The organism is Lacticaseibacillus huelsenbergensis (genome assembly GCF_029726355.1).
GTDB lineage: Bacteria > Bacillota > Bacilli > Lactobacillales > Lactobacillaceae > Lacticaseibacillus > Lacticaseibacillus casei.
Window position 1 is genome coordinate 2,979,075 of record NZ_CP120687.1, and the last position, 20,057, is coordinate 2,999,131.

Consider the following 20,057-nt stretch of genomic DNA (forward strand, 5'->3'; position numbering starts at 1 on the left):
AGCAAAAGGCTCGCGCCGTGGCGCGAGCCTTTTTGTGTATCTTTTATTTTTGAAAGTCCATTTTACTTAATGGCATCAATGCGGATCCGGAAATGTCTGACCGTTCGTCGGCCGATAAAAGCGCCGGTTATCCATGCCAAAAAGCCGTTCGGTAAACGTCCCTGGATCAACATGCTGGTAAGCGGTGGTCATCATATTGATGGACGCATCCATTTCATCCAGCTCATGTAACACCTGCGCCTCCAGGACCTGCGGACGAACCGGTGAGCCGTATTCAAGCAATCCGTGATGGGCCAAGACAACATGCCGCAACAGCAACATATCTTCCCCATTGATGTCGATTTTAAGCTGATGCGCAGCCAGCACGATTTGTTCGTCAATCAAAACAATATGCCCGATTAAATTCCCGGGAACCGTGTAATCCGTCGAAATCGGTCCGCTTAATTCGATGGTTTTACCTAAGTCATGCAAAATGGATCCGGCGTATAGCAAACTTTTATTCAAACTCGAATACTGGGCTGTCACACTTTTAGCCAATCGCAAAATGCTTAGCGTGTGAAACGCAAGCCCGCCAGCAAACGCGTGGTGATTCGACTTGGCAGCCGGATAGCTGAAGAACGCTTTTTTATGATCGTTAATCAATTTGCGGACGATGCGATTCCAGTTAGCGTTGGTGATCTCAAAAATAAAGCTATTCAGCTCTTCTTCCATGGCATTAGGCGCTTCCGGTGCCCGCTCGACGAAGGTTTTCGGGTCATTGCCTTCTTCCTGCGTTGCAAGGCGCATTGAATAAATCTTGATTTGCGGATTGCCTTGGTACAGCTCACGTTTCCCGGATAGCTGTACCACCTCACCCGCCTTAAACTGAGCAATATCGTTAGCAGTGGCATCCCAGAACTTCCCGGAAATATGGCCGGAGTTATCCTGGAAAATCATTGCAATAAATTTTTTGCCATTCTTGGCCACGCGAACTTCAGCCGATTTAATCAGCACGGGAAGTCGCACATCTTCTTCATTATGGTAATCAAAAAGCCGTTTTGCCACGGTTGTCACCTTTTCCTTTACTATACAAGCTAACTAAATCATACCGATGTCGGTCCTAAAGTACAAGGAAGGTCTCAATTGCCCGTCACGTGTCGCCAAAATAAAAAAGCCCCAGAGAGAACGCTCTCCGGAACTTTTTCTAGTGCAGGTTCCTAAACGAATTCAGCACCTACACCGACCCAGTTAACTGATTAAGGTTTGCTTTGGTAAACATCAATAATCGGCTGGGAAATAATCTTATTCAGTTCGTCCATCATCTGTGACAGGCCTTGTTCCTTGGCCATCAGGTTTTGGATCGGTTGGATGTCGCGCATCTTGTCGCCAAGTGCCTGCAGCGATTTCACTTCTTCATCCGTGAAATCCTGTCCCTGCATTGACTTTTGCTGCATCTCGTATTGCTTTTGCTGAAACTGTTGGAACAAGCCGTAAGCAACGGTGTCCAACTTCAACAGATCAAAAGCCTTCTTGAGATCCTGAAATTCCTGAGTGCTCTTGATATCTTCCGCCATCTGATTAGCGGTGTCGTAAACGTTTGCCATACTTTACCTCACTTTTTTGAGCCTATTTGAACCAGCCCTTGATATTATCATACCATTTTCCCACAGTTTGCTTGGCACTGTCTATGCCTTTATCGATACCATCTTGAATTCCTTGCCAAATATCGTCATTTTTTTCTGGTGTCTGAATACTTGCCATTTGTGCCGCATCCTTGGTATCAAAGGCTGTTTGTGGGGTATTGGGCATTAATTTGGACATTTCAAGTTTGAACAACGGTGCTACGCCAGAAGTGCTTGTGCCCTGCAGGAAATGTTGACTGTCGGTTGTCGGATAACCGATCCAGGTCGCATTGACAATGTCAGGAGTATATCCAACAACCCACTGATCTTTTGTACCATACCCCCAACTGCTTGGCACTTCGGTACTGCCAGTCTTCCCGGCAATAGTGTAGCCAGATGGTTTGGCCGTCGACCCGGTGCCTTCGTTGAACGTGCCGATCATCATGCTGGTCATTTCCTGCGCCACTTTTTTGGAGATGATCTGCCGGCTTGGCGGGTTCGAATTATCGACCACCGTCTGGCCCGTCGCGTCGACAATTTTGCGGATAAAATGGGTCGTCGGCAGCTTACCGCCGTTGGCAAACGCCGCATACGCCCGCGCTAACATGAGCGGGGACACTCCATTTTTCAAACCGCCAAGTGCCGCTGCTAGGTTCTGGTCGCTTGATTTGAGTTGAATACCGAAACGATCAAGACTGGAAACCCCTTTTTGAACGCCGATTTTGTTTAACAACCATACTGCCGGCGCATTAATCGAATCCGCCAGCGCTTTATACATTGGCACGGTACCCAAATAGGTTCCCGTAGCATTGGTCGGCGTATATTGATTTTTACCATAACTAAGCTTTTCGTCTTTCAGAATCGAATCGTAATGGTAGCCATTTTCCAGTGCGGGCGTGTAAACCATCAGCGGCTTAATCGTCGAACCGGGTGAATTGCGCAACTGGGTGGCATAATTAAACCCTAAGAAGGTATGCTCACCACGGTTGCCCACAACTGCGCGCACACCACCGGTTTTGGGATCCAAGATGATGGAGGCACCTTGAACCTGTTTACCATCCGCAGCATCGGCCGGGAATGCCCAGTTCTGCTCAAAACTAGTTTGCAGGTTCTGCTGATAAGTTTGATCTAGATTCGTGTAAATCTTATAACCTTTGTTCAGAATGTCATCAACACTAATACCTTCACTCCGCGCTTCTTCAATAACCGAATCGAAATAAGATGGATATTTTTGCGCATTCGCCGTTGAAAAGGCATCGACAACCTGCACCGACTGGGCTTTGGCCGCATTGGCCTGTGCCTGGGTGAGCTTGTTGTTATCGACCATGAGTTGTAAAACGACATTGCGTCGGGAAATGGCGTTGTCTTTATGGTCAGCAGGATTGTAGTAACTGGGATTACGCAGCATCCCTGCCAAAATGGCCCCTTCACTGGCATCCAATTGACTGGCATTTTTGCCAAAATACCGTTTCGCCGCATCCTGCACGCCCCACACGCCGTTGCCAAAATAGGCATTGTTAAGGTACATGGCAAGGATATCCTGCTTGGAGTAAACTTTATTCAGCTGAATGGCCATGAACAATTCCTGCGCCTTACGCATAATCGTCTGTTTCTGCGTCAGTAACGTATTTTTCGCGAGTTGCTGGGTAATCGTACTACCACCACCCATAATCTGACCGTGGTGGATCACGTAATTGAATGCAGACCGCAGAATCCCTTTAATCGAGAACCCGCCATTGGTATAAAAAGTTCGATCTTCTGTTGAGATCACCGCATTTTGAACCTGCTTACTAATGTCGTTTAACTCAACATAGGTCCCTTTTTGACCATACAACGTCCCTGCTTCTTCATTGTTATCATCATAAATGACCGTTTTGGTTTGCAAGGTACTTTTAATATTTTGAACATCAGCGGTTTTGGCTTTATAAGTAAACCAGGCAGAGAAAACCAAAATGACCGTTAGTCCGATTAAAATCAGCCAACGAATCACCTGAAACCGGCGGAAGAACCACCGAATGCCCTGCCAGACACGTGATAAAAATTCCATGCCTGCCCTCCTATTGTGAATCTTATTTATTGTAGCATAGCCAGGCGCTACCTAAATCCCGGCTTCAGGTTTTTAAGCAAACTTTATGGTCAAAGGAAACGAGGAAAACTCTTGTTATTTCAAACCGTCGCCATTGCTAAAACGCATGCCAGCCTGCGTGATCAGCTTCAATCCTGGTTGATTCCCCGCAAACGGCAACATCAGATGCGCGTTGCCCGTTCGATCCAGGTAAATGGGCATTATCGCCATTTTAACGAACCAGTAGTCACCGGTGACCGTGTCGCCATGACTTACGACGAACCGATTCGCCTGGCCTATGTGTCGGAAACGCCTCACCTCAATATCCGCTTTGAAGACGACAATTTACTCATTGTCGACAAACCTGCAGGCATGAAAACCCATCCGAATAAGCCGGGCGAAACCGGCACCTTGATGAATCAGGCCGCGGCCTACTTGGCCCCTCAACCGGCGCTAATCACGCACCGGCTCGATATGGCGACTAGCGGACTTTTAGTCATTGCCAAAAATCCGCTTGCACAAGCCATTATTAATCGGCAGCTGGCGACCAAAACCATGCACCGCGACTATCTTGCCGTGGTTCAGCGCGGCATCCCCAAAGAAGGCCGTATTGACGCACCGATCGGCCATGATCCGCAAGACAAACGCAAGCGCATGATTCGTCCTGACGGTGCCCCGGCTGTCACTCATTACCAACGGATTGCGGAAACGGCGACAACTGCCACCGTTCTGCTTCGCCTGGAAACCGGCCGCACTCACCAGATCCGCGTCCATCTCGCCAGCATCGGCTATCCAATCATCGGTGATCCATTATACGCATTGCCAAGTGATGAACCGCGAATGCGCCTGCACGCCTATCGCGTTCGCCTTACAAAGCCGCTCAGTGACGAACGACTCACCGTCACTAGTCCGGTGCCATTTTAGGTGATCGGTCGCATAGAAAGACGAGGTCGAGCCATAATTTTCTGAAAGCGTTCATAGATTAGTGAATTCTGAACAATCAAAAAAGCTCAGGTAATAAGTTCCGAGTCGTGCCAAACTCCACAATCTCCGGCCAGCTCAGGTCTGGCGACCGCGAAGCTAGAGTGGTGGGCACGACTTAGAGCCTCTGCAAAACCGGCAGAGGCTCTAAGCTCGGCCTTGTACTACGCCGGGAAGACCGCCCGGCTAGTACAATCTCACCACTGAGCCCCATCTGGCCTACGATTGCTCCGCTTTGGCACTGATATCTTAATAATCCTAGCAAATTCTCCTGGGAAAACAAAAAGCGGACATACTCAAATCATTGGAAAGTATGTTCGCTTCTGTATTGTCGTCATTAGTTATGGTTCAACCACGTCTTTTGTTAACTCGTCACGCCTCAACCAAACAACACCGCCATCACCGATCAAAAGCATGCCGGTATGCCTCCTCAAACCACTTCGCCTGACGCTCATCGGGACTGATGACCACGATGGTATCATGGCCGGCGATGGTGCCGACGACCTGATCAAAATCGATATCGTCGATGATGGCAGCCAGCAAGTTACCGTTACTCGGCAGTGTCTTGATAACATTCATAAATTGAACCCGGGTGATTGACAAGCCGACTTCACGGATCGAACGGCCTAGACGCTCCAGTTGTGATTCCGCCGAGCCACGAAAAATCGTATACCGCAGCGTTCCTGTTGCATCTTGTGCCTTCACGATTTTCATTTCGCGAATATCGCGGGAAATCGTTGCCTGTGTGGCATCAATACCAGCCGCTTTTAAAGCCGCCAGAAGCTCTTCTTGGGTGGCGATTGGCTTTTGATTGATGATCCGCGCCAACGCTGCCTGCCGTTCATTCTTGTTCATCTCAATACCTCCACCATGACGCTGTCGCTAGTCGCGATGATCTGACGGACTACATCTCTTCCGGTGCGGCCACACCGAGCAAATGCAAGGCATTCTCCAAAACCTGCGTGGTCGCCTTCACCATCGCCAGCCGTGCCGGCAATTCACTGTCTTCGACCAAAACTTTGACGTTGGCATAATACTGATTGAACGCTTTGGCCAAACGCAAGGCATACTTGGCAATCACGGAAGGTTCATACTCCTTGGCAGCACGCGCAACAATGGCTGGGAAGTCGCCTAATGCCCGCAAAACATCCCATGCAGCCGGATCGCCCAAAGCAACTTCCGGCGCTGGCGCAATGTCTGCTTTCCGCAAAATGCTATGCGCCCGGGCATTGGTATATTGAACATAAGGACCGGTTTCGCCTTCAAACCGAACCACTTCTTCCAAATTGAAATCAAAGTTGTCCAAACGTTCATTTTTCAGGTCGTGGAAAATAACCGCCCCGACACCCACTTCATGGGCCACCTTTTGCGCATTCGGCAAATCCGGGTGCTTTTCGGCAATTTGCTGCTTGGCTAGATCAACCGCATCGTTTAAAACCTTTTCCAGCAAAATAATGTTGCCACGGCGGGTTGACAGCTTCTTGCCATTCGCCGTAATCAAACCAAACGGAATATGGTGAATATCATTGGCCCATTCATAACCCATCTCCAGCAAAACTGCTTTCAACTGCTGGAAATGCTCGCGCTGTTCATTACCAACCACATACAGGCTTTGGACAAAGTGATAGTGATTCTTGCGGAAAATTGCCGCAGCAAGGTCACGCGTCATATAAAGCGTAGCGCCATCGGACTTCTTGATCAGCGCCGGATTAAGGTTGTACTTGCTTAAATCGACAATTTCAGCACCTTGACTGGTTTTGAGCAGATGTTTGTCCTCAAGCGTTTTAACCACACTGTCCATTTTGTCGTTGTAAAAAGCTTCCCCGTTGTAAGAATCAAAATCTACGCCGAGGATCTTGTAAATGCGGTTGAATTCAGCCAGTGACACGGTCCGGAACCAGCGCCATAGCGTGAGTGCTTCGTCATCGCCATCTTCAAGACGTTTGAACCATGCCCGTGCTTCTCCTTCCAATTCGGGGTCCTTTTCGGCTTCCTCATGAAACTGCACATAATAGTGAAGCAGGTTTTTGATCGGATCGGCTTTCACCGCTGCTTCGGAACCCCATTTTTTGTAAGCCACGATTAACTTGCCGAACTGAGTGCCCCAGTCGCCAAGGTGATTGATTTTAATAGGACTGTATCCGACTTTTGCCAAAATATTGGCCAGCGCATTGCCGATAACCGTCGAACGCAGATGGCCCATTGACATTGGCTTGGCGATATTCGGGCTGCTCATATCGATCGGGACATTACCTTTGCCCAACTTGGCATCGCCGTAATGCTCGCCTTCCTGCGCAATAGCTTTCAGGACTTCGTGGGCAAAACTAATCTTATCCAAATAAAAGTTCACATAACCGCCAACCGCTTTAACCTGTTCAAATGGCGCCGCATCGATTTTTTCCACCAAATCGCTGGCAATCATTTTGGGTGCCCGGTGCAGAATTTTGGCTAATGAGAAAGTTGGAAAAGCATAATCACCTAAGTCAGATGATTTAGGCGTTTCAACTAACGCGGCAATCTTCGCTTCATCCAGTTGACCCGCCAAGGCTGGTTTAAGGGCATTGACAACAAGTTCTTTAAAATCCATAAGTTCCTCCTAAAATGATGATGCCACGAAAAAAGACCCATCTCTCCCTTATCGAAGAGACGAGCCTTTGCCCGCGGTACCACTCTACTTGACATATGTCCACTCAAAACACTGATCCTCAAAAGCGCGCCGCCTGGTCTGACGTGATCGTTTGCACTAGCCGATCTCACTGTCAAAACGCCGATTAACCTGACATCCTCTTTCTCTTCGGACCTATACAGCGGTCGACGAGAATCGAACTCGCGACACCAGCTTGGGAAGCTGGAGTTTTACCACTAAACTACGACCGCAAATCAACGCATATAAGTGTATCACGGCGATGCGCATTTGCAAAGTCGCAATCGGTCTTTTTTTCTATGATTTCAATGAGAAAACATCTTAAAAATGAGTACGCGTAATTTTGTTGTTAATCTTTCTCACCGTGCTATAATAATAGGAAAGAAGAGGAGTGGTCGAGATGGCAAAAACGGGACGTCACTATTATTTCGTGGCGCGCAACGAGAAAACCAAAACTGGTTATCGCATCAGTTTTCCTAATATCCCTAATGCTGAGGCAGTCGGGACAACGTATGAAGAAACCGTTTATTATTCATATCGGGTCTTGGCTGATTTCTTAAGCCATCTGCCAAAAAAAGAAGCCGAGATCCGCGCCTATACACTGTCAGATATTCCGGATACTGTTTCAAGTAACGTTTTCTACTCGTTAGTGAGTGTCACGCCAGACTTTGATCCCCATAAGATGGAGACACACTTTACCTTACCGCAAACACCGCCAGACGATATTCGGCAAAAGGCCGCCAAACTTGCGGGTTTGGTGACGCCAAATGACAATGTTGCTTTGTAGGGTACTGATAAGATGCGAACTTTTCAAATGATCTTGTTGGCAGTCTTTGTTGTTGGTATTCTCTCAGCTTTTGTCGGTTTATTGAGTTGGCTGGTGTTGATGCTTAGGCATCGGCCGCCTGATCGCGCTCGTCGTTTGACGCTGATGAGTGGTGCGGTTTCTTTAATTGCTTTGATTTTGAATGCCTTCACTTAATGATTAACGCTCCGTACGCCATCTTTTCCGCGATGCCGGGGCGTTTTTGTTTGGCTGGCGAGCCGGTGACTGGTTTCTGGCGCTTTTCTATGCTTAAATGGGAACAGCAAATATTGAAGGAGTGTGGACATGACTGATCTGCATACAAGTATTGATAAGTTTCAATTTGACAACGTGTTTATGAATGCAAGTGGCGTACGTTGCTACACCAAAGACGAACTGGATGAACTGGCACAAAGCGATGCCGGAACTTTGGTTACCAAGAGCGCGACCCAGGCAAAGCGGCTTGGCAATCCCAGCCCGCGGTATGCCCGCTTAGAACTAGGCTCGATTAATTCCATGGGGTTGCCTAATGAAGGTCTCGAGTATTACTTGGACTATGCACTGAACTTTCAAAAAGCCCATCCTGACAAGCCGATTTTTCTGTCAGTTGCCGGTCTTTCCATGGAAGAAAATCTGGCGATGGCCCACACCATTGAAGATTCAGATTTTAACGGTTTGGTTGAGTTCAATTTAAGCTGTCCGAATGTTCCCGGCAAGCCACAGACCGGTTATGACTTTGACCGGACGCAAGAAGTTTTGACTAATCTCTTTAGCTTCTTTACCAAACCGGCTGGCGTTAAGCTGCCGCCTTATTTTGACCTTGCACAATTCGACCAGATGGCAGCGATTCTCAATCAATTTCCGCTTAAATTCGTCAATTCGATTAACAGTCTTGGCAACGGCCTGATGATTGATCCGGAAACCGACACGGCGTTGATCAAGCCTAAGGGTGGCTTTGGCGGCATCGGCGGTGCTTACACCAAACCAATCGCACTTGCTAACGTCCGGGCCTTTTCGCAGCGCCTCGATCCTAAGATTCAACTGATCGGAACCGGTGGCGTGACCAACGGCCGGGATGCTTACGATTTAATTCTGGCCGGCGCAAGTCTTGTGCAGGTGGGTACCCTCTTGCAAGAAGAAGGCCCCGCTGCGTTCACGCGGTTAACTCGGGAGTTACGCGCCGTGATGCAAACTAAAGGCTACAATGCCATTAGTGACTTCAAGGGACAATTAAAAGTCTTATCATGAACGAAAAGATTAAAGTCTGGGCATATTTTAAACACAATAGTCAAGACTTTGCCCGGCACTGGGGCGCCTATTTTCTGCTTATTAGCGTGACCAACTTGGTCGTTGGCCTCGCGATCATCCCGTTGCTGACCTTTGGTGCCCAGCAAGTCTTACGCTTAGGAAACGTTCCCTATATTACCTTGACTAACCTGGGACAGATCGCCACAGCCAAACCGGTTACAGCACTGTTACTGCTGCTAATCGGGCTGATACTGCTGTTGTTTGTCTACTGGCAGTTTGCATTTTTGTTGTTAGGCATTCAAAACATTCATCGGCAAACGCACTTAAGCTTTAGGCAACTGGCCGGCGCCACTATTAGGAAAACCAGGCGCCTGACACCCACGACCATTTTGAGTTTAATTGCTTACTTCGTGTTAATCTTCCCCTTTTCAAGCATCGTCTTTAAAACCAGTTTATTGGCAAAACTGACGATTCCTGATTTCATCATCGATTATATTTTTGATCGGTGGTATTTAACCGTTTTGATCGTGGTGCTTTATTTATTGGGCACTTGGCTGGCTATTCGCCTCTTGCCTTTACTGCCCGCACTGATCCTTAATGATCAATCACCGCGGGCAACGGTGGTTCGCAGCTGGCGGGCAACCCGCGGTCAAACCTGGCGAACTTTATGGGCAGTTATCCTGATTGTGATTCCCGTATTAGTGCTTTCCATCCTGCTAGTTGCAGGCCTGTATGCTTTTCAAACCTATCTAGACCAGCAGTGGCAACAGTGGTCACTACTGGGTGCAACGATTAATCTCGGCCTTTTGCAAGTCGCCATGTTGCTGATCACGGTCTTCTTCACCGTCATGCTTTACCAACTGGCGACTTCGCAAGCGGAAACGTTTCATCTGATCGACAGTCAGGACCACGTTGTGCAAATACCAAAGCGGCGACGCAATTGGGTTTTTAGAGTGAGCGCATTTGCCTTAATCATGGTGATTATCGGCGGAACGAGTCTGTTTTATCATGCCTACCTGATTGGCGCATTAACCACCCAGCCGTTAACGATCTCTCACCGCGGCGTCGATAACGGCAACGGGGTTCAAAACACCATTCCGGCGCTTCTGGCAACTGCCAAAGAAAAACCGGATTATGTCGAAATGGATCTTCATGAAACCAAGGATCATCAGTTTGTCGTCATGCACGACGAGAATCTGAAGGCTCTAACTGGCAAAGACGCTGCGCCCCATCAACTGACGCTGGCGGAAATCACACAGCTGACCGCGCGTGAAAACGGCCACGCAGCCAAGGTCGCAAGCTTTGACCAATATTTGGCCGCAGCTGAACAGGTTCATCAAAAACTGCTAGTAGAGATCAAAACCACGCCACATGACAGTCCGCAAATGATGGATCGATTCATCAAACGTTATGCCAAACGCTTATTAGCCAATCATGATCAAGTCCATTCGCTTGATTACGGTGTGGTTAAGACGCTGCGCCAACGGGTTCCGAAGCTTAAGACGTTCTTTATTTTACCGTATACGTTGGTTTTCCCAGAAACGCCGGCTAGTGGCTATACGTTAGAATCAACCACACTTTCTACCACGGTTGCTGATCAAGCCCACGACCATCATCAAGCTGTCTATGCTTGGACCATTAACGATCCTGATGACATGCAGAAAATGACGTTCATGGATGCGGACGGCATCATTACTGATCAATTGCGCCTGTTAAAGACGACGTTGCGCGAGATGAATGATCACCCTAGTTATGCTGATCAGCTCTTGAATTATTTGAATGGTTTTTCAACCGAAGACAATGCACCATTTTAATGCCTCGAGTGACATCTTTTGAGCACAGACAACGCAAAAGCCGGCATCTTTTCCAGTTTGGAAAAGGTGCCGGCTTTCTTTAGACGATCAATATCGCTCAGTTACTGAACCTATTTTATTTAAAGTAATAACGTGCCGTTTCTAACGCACTGGTCTCCATCAAACGCTTACCATATTCGGACAGAACCGCGGATGATAGTGGCGAACGATCACCAAATTCCAGTGCAACCGCCATTTCGTCATGGGCTTCGTTAGAGGAAATCTCATTAGGATAGAACGTTAATACGAGGTAATAATTTTGCTTATACCGGTAAAGGTCGCTCTTTCCGCCTTCCAAACGCAGCGTCTGCGCAAGGCTGATAAAGTCTTCAAAGTCCTTTAATTTCAAAACGAGTTCGGTTTGCGGAGCCTTTTTAGCGTCAATATAACCGCCTTCGTCGACTGCCTGCTGATCGTGTTGATCATTGGCGTCTAAGCCCTGCAGCTGCTGACGAATATAATCCGGTACTTGGGTGTCCGTACTGTCATCATCAGAACCGGTGTCGCTATCATCATTCTTTTGACCATTCTTACTGATCAACAATTCGAGCCCGGATTGACTTGGCATGACCTGAAACGTCACGGCCTCGTTTGTGGCAAACGTATGGTCTTTGTCAACTTCATCAAGGATACTGTAAAAGAAGCTCTCAATCTGCTTGTGATTGCCAAGCAAATCCAATACCGTAATCCCCCGTTGCGCTAGATCATCGTTACCTAACATGACCCGGATCGTATTTGCATTAATCCGTTCCATTTCCATGATTGCTGCACCTCACTTTAGTCACGGAACCCTGAGTTCTGTGGTTCATCACATGACCACTTACTACATTATAGCAGATTTACTACGTCAAGGCATTCTACCGCACGTAAGCGCTATGATCAAGTCTAGTGCACAGAGCGTGAGCAGGAGCGCTTAGAAATCGGAGTGTAAGTGGCCTCAAGCCTAAATGGCTGGTTTTTGGCCATTTAGGCTTGAGGTCCTTACACGTAGATTTCTGCGACTGCGATCGCGTTTCGGAGCCGGATTGCCTACAATACTCCCTTGGCCATTGCAACTGAGCTCCTCACGCAGACTTCTGCGCCAGTCAACGCATTTCATAACCAAATTCTCTCCAAAACTTTCGTCAAAACGAAAAAATGCCCCAACACTTATACGCGTGTCGAGACAATTTTGTTATTTGTTTTATGATTAATGACCGATTGGCTGCTAGCTTGTGTAAGTACAACAGTCACGCGGGTAAAAGACCACGACTTTTCAAATTAAAATCCTGCCAATAATTGCGCCTGTTGAAGTTCCAAGGTACGCACAGACCGCGGCAAAAAGCGCCGGATCTCGTCTTCGTTATAACCAACCTGAAGACGCTTGTCGTCCATCATGATCGGCCGACGTAATAAACCTGGATATTTTGCTACCAGTTTAATTAGCGTGCCGGTCGACAAATCATCGATGTTAATTCCTAGCTCCTGGAAGATCTTCGAACGTGTTGAAATAATTTCTTCGGTACCCTCTTCGGTCATCATCAATAACCGTTTGATTTCATCAACGTTCAATGGATCAGAAAAAATATTGCGTTCTTTAAAAGGAATCTTATTTTCCTTTAACCAGGCGCGCGCCTTCCGACAAGATGTGCAACTTGGGGACGTGTATAAAATAACCATGAGCGCTCGCTCCTTTTTCTTTGACGAGGAATCCTTCTCAACTACAGGTATAGTATACGAGATTGACTCGAAGCGGCGCAATCATATTTAGAAAAATAATTTTTAAAAATTGAAAATCCATTTTTGAAATCTCTGTAGATCTCTGCACAATCAACGTTTTTATAAGTTTTCTTGTGAAAAATAGCTCAAGTTATAATAACTAATTTTTTAACATTTAGTTCTCATTTTAAGTGAACATTTATGATCACTATCAGACATTAATTGTCAAGTCATCTGCCGCCAACAAAATTGGTATGCCCACTGCTTGTTTTGCAGCCTGCTGCTTTAAGGTATCAAGGTCGAGTTGTTGCGGCAAATGTGTCAACAAGAGTTGCTTTACGTCGGCATCCTTTGCTAAGCGGCCGGCCTCAGGTGCGGTTAAATGCCATCGTGGTGTCGGTTGATCCGCCAGAAAATTGGTATCTGCCATCAAGAGATCGGCGCTTTTTGTAAACGGTATCAATCCAGGAAAGTAACGCGTATCACTTGTGTTGACCAGCACTTTATTGGTCCCTGATTCAACAATGCGCACAGCAAAGGCTGGCACTGGATGCTGCGTCTCAAGAAACGTGATCGTGAACGGTCCTAAATGCAAGGTACTGTCAGCGGAGTAGCCCATGCCTTGCGTAAATGGGCCAAAGGTTAGACTGCCAAAGTTTAACGGATCCATCGTGTGGCCGTAAATTGGCAGTGGCGAGACTTTTTTGGTCCCCTTCCGCAACTGATAATAATATTGCAACACCCCGACATCCGCCGTGTGATCGTGGTGATAATGGGTTAGCAAAACCGCATCTAGTTGCAATGGATCAAAAACCTTCTCCAAGGCAAGCAGACCGCCACTGCCTAAATCCATTAATAAATGGTAATCGCCGCTTTCAACTAAGTAGGTGCTGGTCGCGTGGCCGGCATCCGGATAACCGCCAAGATAACCTAAAACTGTCAATTTCATTTAGTTTTTCCTCCCTTTCAACCTGAAAAGCCGCTAAGAAGTTTATAATAAGTGTGGAGGTGGTCGGTATGTCCACAATACAAACAGTCTTCGGTAGTAAGTCGTTCCTTGTCAAATTGCTCGATGAGCGCCATGATCCCCAACTAAAATTGTTAAAACCGGCACAAAGCGGCCTGGATTACATGATTTACGATCCGAGTGGCCGGGCGACATTCAGTGCGCCATTGCGTTACGACATCATTACGAGCTTAGGCCCAACCGAACAAAACGGCTATGTGCAGTTCATGTATTTTAATTTGGACACGGACGATGTCAAAGTGTTCTTATCAAAAATCAAACAATTGATCGATAACCACGACATCTTGCTTGGGGAAAATCACATCCTGTTGGCGCAAGAAGTCAAACACCCTGATAATTTTCTGATGGTTTCTGTCTGGCAATCCAGCAATGACTACTACGAGTTCAAGAATACCCCAGCACTCTCATCAGTCAAGGAGTTCATTCGCCGCGCCGCTTCGGCTAATGGCTTTCATGAAGCGGGGTATACCGTCATTGACCCCCATCAAAAAGATTAAGCCGAGCCGGTCATGTAGCCGGAAAATTTTTAACATGTCAGTCCTGTGAGCCGGCAAGTATTCGTCTAACCTCAAAGCACCAGAATTTGCCAGAACCGATCGCCAATAACTAACCACCGTTATCGCTGATCTTCGCTGGTCATTCTGGTGCTTTTTGATGCATTTTCATCAGTCGCTAACCCACCGGCTAACCGGCCCATCAACCATACGAATCATGACATGCACAGTCGCCTGATAAAACAGCCAGTCAATCCCGGCATAAATGGCAATCATCAGACCGAGATAACGCGACGGCGGATTATCAAGATAATTGGTCATCACGCTGATTACACACAGTGCCATGATAATACCGAATACAAGTGGAACGGCGAAAACAACCCCCGCCTGGCGATAAATCGTGTGGCGAATCTGTTGCGGATCCATCCCCAGATGCTTCAGTATTTGAAAATGCCGAGTCTCCTGACGAACGGCGATGACTTGTTTGAGCAATAAAATGCTGCCGGTTGCAACCACAAAAACGCCGCTTAACAGTAAGATCAAAAATAGTAAAAACCCATATAACGTACTGACGAAATTTTGTTGCGATGCTTGCAGCCCGATCGGATTGCGCCAGAAGTTCATTTTGGTACGCACCCGATTAGTGACCGTCAAATCATCGCCTGCCAGCTCATTGTCACCTATATTGACGTATTCCTGTAGATTCTGGCTATTGTCCAGATGCTGCAGTTGTGCCAGTGCCCGTCGCGCGGTCTTGGTTTTTGGCAGCTTAGCCATATATAGCCGGTCCGGGGTGCCTTCTAACATGTCAAATGTCTGGTCACTAACCAGTAATCCCCGATCAAAATAGTTGTTACTGCCAGTTGGAAAAAGATTGGTTGTCTGGGTGAGCCGAAGTGACGTATCACTGCCTGGTAACATAATCGCCCGATCCGGATTACGCCGCGCGCCAACCGGTCGAAATCCGGTTCTGTTTGGCAACATTAGCTGAGCTTCCTGTTGGCGTAATCGAACTGGCGTTAAACCCTTTTGCAATCGTGCTGCCCGCCGATAATCACGCATTGCAACAACATTGTAAACACCAGGCTGCTCGCGAACCTGCCCGACCTGATCCCGTAACCGAATCTCGGCATAGACTAATTTAGACGAAATGGTAACCGCATGAGTCGGCTTAACCTTGGCTTTTTTCAAAACGTCGGTCACATTATCGACGCCGACACCGGATGCCACGACAGTCGTTGGAATTTCGCGCAACACCAGCTCCTGCTTGTATTGGAAAAGCATGACGGAACTGCCCAGCATCGTAATCGTCACCGCGCAAAGAAGAGTCGTCAACCACAATGAATGGGCATTGCCTTGCAACCGTTTGATAATTAGATGACGGGAAATCCCACTTGCATTGCGAGTCTGCATCTCATGACGACGTTGAAACCACGCCACCAATCCTGGAAGGAAGTCGGCGAAGACTAAAAATAGCCCCAGTAACAAAGCTGCCACGACTACGACCAATAAAATTGGCAGCATCATTCGACCCGGGATCCATGGCAGCAAGCGCATTAAACTGCCGCTAATCGGCAACAGGCGTAACATGGTTAATAAACTACCGACCAGTAACGTAAAACCGCCAATGCCAAGCCAAAAACGCCACCAGGTCTGCGGTTTAGGCGCAACCGGCACATCTTGTTGCCGAATGAATTGCCGAAGTGGATTTTGAACGTAAATGGCGTTAACCGCACCGACTAACAGATAGACAACGCCCATCAATGTCAAAACATCCAGCAACGCTGACGGCGAAACCATAAAACCAATCGGCGTATGCAAGGCCATCAGGCGAATCAACACCATGCCTAACAATGGCGACAGAATAAGTCCAAGCAAGACACCAGCCACAAACCCGATAGCACCGACAATCAAGCTTTCAATAAACACGGTCAGGCCAAGTTTGGCTCCAGATAATCCCAAAAGTCGGTATAAGCCGATCTCCTGATCACGGCGGGCAATTAACAGGCTATTTAAATACAATAGGAAACTGATCGAAAACAAAGCCAGCAGGACCATGACAATCATTAACAGACTGGGTACAATATCCAGACTGCCTAGGCGCTTGCTGGCATCGGTTAAAATCAACCGATTGTTCGCCACCGCGCCAATCGCATACATAATGGCGTTGATTAACGCAGCGATCATGATCTGCAAGCCATCTTCGTGCCGATGTCGCACAAGGTTGGTCTTAATCTGTTGCCACACGTGCATGGCCTCCTCCGCTTACCGTCGCTTCCATATCAATGATGCGATCAAAGAACTGTTCACGGGATTTGCCGCGGGTTACTTCAGCAAAAAACGCACCATCTTTAATGAAAATAATCCGACTGGCAAAACTAGCCGTAAACGGATCATGGGTGACCATCAAAATTGTGGTTTTCTCCTGCTGATTTAACTGCTGGAGATACCGCAAAAAGTCTGTAGCTGCCAATGAGTCAAGGCTTCCAGTCGGTTCATCAGCCAGCAGCAGGCTCGGCTGCGTGATCACCGCCCGTGCAGCCGCCACCCGCTGCCGCTGTCCCATGCTTAACTCGCCGGGAAATGCTTTTAATAACGGGTCTAAATTGAGATGCTGGGACACCGTCCGGAGACGTTCAGCACGATCTGGTTGAACATGACGCTGTAACGTCAGTGGTAAAAGGACATTTTGCGCGACCGTCATATCGTCTAACAAATTAAAATCCTGAAAAACAAAGCCCAGATGGTCACGGCGGAATGCAGCTTGTTGGCTTTCATTCAAAGCTTCCAGATCATATCCGGCAATTTTGACCTTACCTGTGCTAGGCGTTTCAATCGTTGCCAAAATATTCAGCAACGTCGATTTTCCTGCACCACTTGGCCCCATGATACCGATGAATTCGCCGGCTGCAACCTGAAAGCTAAGGTCATTTAAAGCGCGAACCCGATCATGTCGCTGTCCAAAGATTTTACTTAAATTAGATACTTCTAAAATTGCCATGGCTTACCTCCGTCATCATTCTACCAAAAACCACTGTTGACTGCTGTTCATCATCCTCACTGACATCCTGTAAATGTCAACGGCATTTTTCTTATTAAGCAACTGTTCTCGCGGCTTGTGCTTCCTGGCCAAAACTTATACGATAAGTGCAGGAATGGAGTTGATCACGTGTTTAAAATCATGATCGTAGAGGATGATCAGACCATCAGCGGCCTGATCGCTGACAACCTAAAAAAATGGCAGTTCGAACCAGTCGTTGTGACTGATTTTAACGCTGTCTTCGATGATTTTCTGCAAGAAAAGCCTCACTTGGTTTTGCTGGACATCAATTTGCCGGTTTTTGACGGTTATTACTGGGTCCAAAAGATTCGCGAAGTCTCTAAGGTGCCGGTTATCTTTATCTCAAGCCGCAACACTAATATGGACATGGTCATGGCCATGAACATGGGCGCCGATGATTTCTTAAATAAACCGTTTGCGATGGAAGTCTTGATCGCCAAAATCAATGCTTTGCTGCGGCGAACCTATAACTATGCCGATCAAGGAACGGATGTTTTGGAACACAACGGCCTCATGTTGAACTTGAAAAACGGCATGGCCCAGGTGAATGACAATGAAATCAATCTTTCCAAAAACGAGTACAAATTACTGCAGATTCTCATGCGCCAGCACGGGCAAATTGTCAGTCGCTCGCGTCTTCTGAAAGATCTCTGGCAAGATGAACGTTTTGTTGACGATAATACGCTAACGGTTAACATCAATCGGTTGCGCAAAAAAATCGAAGAAGCCGGCTTAAAAGATTATATCCAAACCAAAGTCGGTCAGGGCTATATCGTTCCTTAGGAGGCTGCCATGCGTTTTCGCGATTACATCAAAGACCACCTGTGGCCCATTGGCGGTTACATTTTATGTGTGGGGTTAGCGGCCATCATTATCTGGCTGGATCCTCAACATCGAGTTAAAATGTCAACACTCTGGTATGCGGTGTTACTAGTGACACTTGTTGCGAGCGCTTTTTTTGTGGCTCACTTTGGCCGAATTCGGCGGTTTGCGGCCCAACTTCATGACCGTCAAGAGGCCAAGGATGCGGCGCTGGACTGGCCGCTGCCTGGTGGCGAATCAGGCCTCGAACAAGTTGTTGCCGATACGTACAACCAAATGCTGACGCTGCATCGCCAACAGATTACCGCCTTATTAGCCCAGCAACAAGATCAAAAAGACTTCATTGATTCCTGGGTCCATGAAATTAAAGTGCCGCTAGCGGCGGTTTCGCTTTTGGCTGAGAGTTTTGAAGGGCAAGTACCGGACGACAAACTCGATAATCTTAATTTGCAATTGGATCAGATCGAATTTTATGTCGAGCAAGTTTTGTACTACTCCCGACTCGACAGTTTTTCCAAAGATTATCTGCTGCACAACACGCCGTTAAAGCCGCTTGTGAATGATGTCGTCGCCAGTCAACGGAATGGGTTTATCAACAAACGCCTGTCATTTAAGCTCAATGGCGAGGATCAAACCGTGCTAACCGATAATAAGTGGCTGCGGTTTATTTTGGCGCAACTAATTTCGAATGCCGTGAAATACACACCGGAAGGCGGCCGCATCAGTGCCACCATCCGCAATACTGGCAAAGAAACCCAGCTCATGATTACCGACACTGGCATTGGCATTCCTAAAGATGAACAACATCGCGTGTTTGAAAAGGGATTTACTGGGAGCAATGGGCGGATATCAAATCACAAATCAACCGGTTTGGGGCTCTTTTTGGCGGAAAAGCTTTCCGAAAAGCTTGGCCATCATTTGACGCTGACGTCCGTGATTAACCAAGGGACCACCGTGACCATTCATTTTCCATATGTCAGCTATTACAGCGATCCAAGCCAAACGGTTCATCATCCCAAAACCACCCGCGAGCAATCTTCTAATAGTTAAATGCGTCTTTTAGTCAGCAAAATCCAACAAAAAAGAACGAGTGACTTCTGACATACAGTTTCCTGCAGAAAGCCACTCGTTCTTTTTGTGATGTTACCGAATAAGATTCTTCCAAAGTTTAATCTCGCCAGCCGCTTGCGTTGCCGGCACGTCGATGATGCGTTGATTGGCGCTGCCGCGAAATTGTAAGGTTAAATCTTTTTGTGCCAGTAAGAAGCGGCCGTCGACCAGGATGTCGATGAGCCCTAATAACGTCAACTTATCTTCGGAATCCTGCATCAGTTCCTCGTATGTGTACCCGCTCCAACTCCAAATGTCTTTGTCGTGGCCAAATTCCTGCCGAATCCGGCGGCACAACCGAATGCATACCTGCGTGTTCAAAAACGGTTCGCCGCCTAATAATGTCAGCCCTTGTACATACGACTGACTGAGATCTTCAATAATCTGATCTTCCAACTCCTGAGTGTAAGGTTTCCCATATCGAAAATTCTGGGCAACCCGATTGTAACAGCCGGGGCAGGCAAACCGGCAGCCAGATACGTATAAACTACAACGCACGCCTTCGCCATCCACAAAGTTAAATGGTTTGTAATCCGCAATACGTTGCTGGGAAAGGTCGCTAGCGAGCCATTCCTTAGGTTTAGGATTCTGTGGTAAGCGATTGGTGGTCATAACAATATCTGCCTCTTTCTGAAGTCATTGTAGCGA

General features: G+C 47.4%; 19 protein-coding genes and 1 tRNA gene. 8 read left to right on the forward strand and 12 right to left on the reverse strand.

The window, feature by feature from the left end:
• Window positions 1-75: 75 nt before the first annotated feature.
• From LHUE1_RS13805 to LHUE1_RS13815, 3 genes are all read right to left on the reverse strand, one after another.
• Entirely contained in the window at window positions 76-1,044 is a 969-nt protein-coding gene (locus LHUE1_RS13805; protein ID WP_049172089.1) for a 3'-5' exoribonuclease YhaM family protein, read from the reverse strand.
• A gap of 191 nt (window positions 1,045-1,235) precedes the next feature.
• Window positions 1,236-1,583 carry a YlbF family regulator gene (locus tag LHUE1_RS13810; protein ID WP_049172087.1) on the reverse strand — a complete coding sequence of 116 codons (348 nt, stop codon included), beginning with the start codon at window positions 1,581-1,583 and terminating at the stop codon, window positions 1,236-1,238.
• 22 nt (window positions 1,584-1,605) lie between these two features.
• Complete coding sequence (locus LHUE1_RS13815) at window positions 1,606-3,648, reverse strand: PBP1A family penicillin-binding protein (RefSeq protein WP_049172085.1); 2,043 nt, start codon at window positions 3,646-3,648, stop codon at window positions 1,606-1,608.
• 111 nt (window positions 3,649-3,759) lie between these two features.
• Between LHUE1_RS13815 and LHUE1_RS13820 the strand changes: the two genes are divergently transcribed.
• On the forward strand, window positions 3,760-4,590 hold the full coding sequence (locus LHUE1_RS13820; protein WP_049172084.1) for an RluA family pseudouridine synthase: 831 nt from the start codon (window positions 3,760-3,762) through the stop codon (window positions 4,588-4,590).
• A 456-nt stretch (window positions 4,591-5,046) separates the two neighbouring features.
• Here LHUE1_RS13820 and argR read toward each other — a convergent pair whose 3' ends face one another.
• The 3 genes from argR to LHUE1_RS13835 form a co-directional block, all read right to left on the reverse strand.
• Complete coding sequence (gene argR, locus LHUE1_RS13825; RefSeq protein WP_049171698.1) at window positions 5,047-5,502, reverse strand: arginine repressor; 456 nt, start codon at window positions 5,500-5,502, stop codon at window positions 5,047-5,049.
• A 49-nt stretch (window positions 5,503-5,551) separates the two neighbouring features.
• Window positions 5,552-7,234 carry an arginine--tRNA ligase gene (argS, locus tag LHUE1_RS13830; protein WP_049171700.1) on the reverse strand — a complete coding sequence of 561 codons (1,683 nt, stop codon included), beginning with the start codon at window positions 7,232-7,234 and terminating at the stop codon, window positions 5,552-5,554.
• Window positions 7,235-7,453: 219 nt separating this feature from the next.
• A tRNA-Gly gene (locus LHUE1_RS13835) sits at window positions 7,454-7,524 on the reverse strand.
• Window positions 7,525-7,691: 167 nt separating this feature from the next.
• Here LHUE1_RS13835 and LHUE1_RS13840 point away from each other — a divergent pair.
• The 4 genes from LHUE1_RS13840 (at window position 7,692) to LHUE1_RS13855 (ending at window position 11,158) form a co-directional block, all read left to right on the forward strand.
• Window positions 7,692-8,078: a hypothetical protein gene (locus tag LHUE1_RS13840; protein WP_047107557.1), complete on the forward strand. Its 387-nt coding sequence runs from the start codon at window positions 7,692-7,694 to the stop codon at window positions 8,076-8,078.
• Between the two features lie 12 nt (window positions 8,079-8,090).
• The gene (locus LHUE1_RS13845) at window positions 8,091-8,273 is read left to right on the forward strand and encodes a hypothetical protein (protein WP_049171702.1); all 183 of its coding nucleotides are present in this window, start codon (window positions 8,091-8,093) and stop codon (window positions 8,271-8,273) included.
• Between the two features lie 129 nt (window positions 8,274-8,402).
• Complete coding sequence (locus LHUE1_RS13850) at window positions 8,403-9,344, forward strand: dihydroorotate oxidase (RefSeq protein ID WP_277848104.1); 942 nt, start codon at window positions 8,403-8,405, stop codon at window positions 9,342-9,344.
• On the forward strand, window positions 9,341-11,158 hold the full coding sequence (locus LHUE1_RS13855) for a glycerophosphoryl diester phosphodiesterase membrane domain-containing protein (RefSeq protein ID WP_049171706.1): 1,818 nt from the start codon (window positions 9,341-9,343) through the stop codon (window positions 11,156-11,158). Before LHUE1_RS13850 ends, LHUE1_RS13855 begins: the two co-directional genes overlap by 4 nt.
• A 115-nt stretch (window positions 11,159-11,273) precedes the next feature.
• On the opposite strand, the gene LHUE1_RS13860 is transcribed toward LHUE1_RS13855, so the two are convergent.
• From LHUE1_RS13860 to LHUE1_RS13870, 3 genes are all read right to left on the reverse strand, one after another.
• The gene (locus tag LHUE1_RS13860) at window positions 11,274-11,957 is read right to left on the reverse strand and encodes an adaptor protein MecA (RefSeq protein ID WP_010487827.1); all 684 of its coding nucleotides are present in this window, start codon (window positions 11,955-11,957) and stop codon (window positions 11,274-11,276) included.
• Between the two features lie 500 nt (window positions 11,958-12,457).
• Window positions 12,458-12,856: a transcriptional regulator SpxA gene (spxA, locus tag LHUE1_RS13865; RefSeq protein WP_049171709.1), complete on the reverse strand. Its 399-nt coding sequence runs from the start codon at window positions 12,854-12,856 to the stop codon at window positions 12,458-12,460.
• Between the two features lie 250 nt (window positions 12,857-13,106).
• Window positions 13,107-13,844, reverse strand: coding sequence for an MBL fold metallo-hydrolase (locus LHUE1_RS13870; protein ID WP_049171711.1), 738 nt, complete (start codon window positions 13,842-13,844; stop codon window positions 13,107-13,109).
• Window positions 13,845-13,912: 68 nt separating this feature from the next.
• Here LHUE1_RS13870 and LHUE1_RS13875 point away from each other — a divergent pair, with 68 nt between their 5' ends.
• The gene (locus tag LHUE1_RS13875; RefSeq protein WP_025012703.1) at window positions 13,913-14,419 is read left to right on the forward strand and encodes a hypothetical protein; all 507 of its coding nucleotides are present in this window, start codon (window positions 13,913-13,915) and stop codon (window positions 14,417-14,419) included.
• A 168-nt stretch (window positions 14,420-14,587) separates the two neighbouring features.
• On the opposite strand, the gene LHUE1_RS13880 is transcribed toward LHUE1_RS13875, so the two are convergent.
• Together LHUE1_RS13880 and LHUE1_RS13885 are read right to left on the reverse strand one after the other, a co-directional pair.
• Window positions 14,588-16,663 carry an ABC transporter permease gene (locus LHUE1_RS13880; RefSeq protein WP_049171713.1) on the reverse strand — a complete coding sequence of 692 codons (2,076 nt, stop codon included), beginning with the start codon at window positions 16,661-16,663 and terminating at the stop codon, window positions 14,588-14,590.
• Window positions 16,647-17,417 carry an ABC transporter ATP-binding protein gene (locus LHUE1_RS13885; protein ID WP_025012701.1) on the reverse strand — a complete coding sequence of 257 codons (771 nt, stop codon included), beginning with the start codon at window positions 17,415-17,417 and terminating at the stop codon, window positions 16,647-16,649. Before LHUE1_RS13885 ends, LHUE1_RS13880 begins: the two co-directional genes overlap by 17 nt.
• Before the next feature lie 168 nt (window positions 17,418-17,585).
• On the opposite strand from LHUE1_RS13885, the gene LHUE1_RS13890 reads away from it, so the two are divergent.
• Together LHUE1_RS13890 and LHUE1_RS13895 are read left to right on the forward strand one after the other, a co-directional pair.
• Entirely contained in the window at window positions 17,586-18,260 is a 675-nt protein-coding gene (locus LHUE1_RS13890) for a response regulator transcription factor (RefSeq protein WP_010487816.1), read from the forward strand.
• A 9-nt stretch (window positions 18,261-18,269) separates the two neighbouring features.
• Window positions 18,270-19,349, forward strand: a complete 1,080-nt coding sequence (locus tag LHUE1_RS13895; protein WP_049171716.1) for a sensor histidine kinase — start codon at window positions 18,270-18,272, stop codon at window positions 19,347-19,349.
• Window positions 19,350-19,442: 93 nt separating this feature from the next.
• On the opposite strand, the gene nrdG is transcribed toward LHUE1_RS13895, so the two are convergent.
• Complete coding sequence (nrdG, locus tag LHUE1_RS13900) at window positions 19,443-20,021, reverse strand: anaerobic ribonucleoside-triphosphate reductase activating protein (protein WP_049171719.1); 579 nt, start codon at window positions 20,019-20,021, stop codon at window positions 19,443-19,445.
• Window positions 20,022-20,057: the final 36 nt, after the last annotated feature.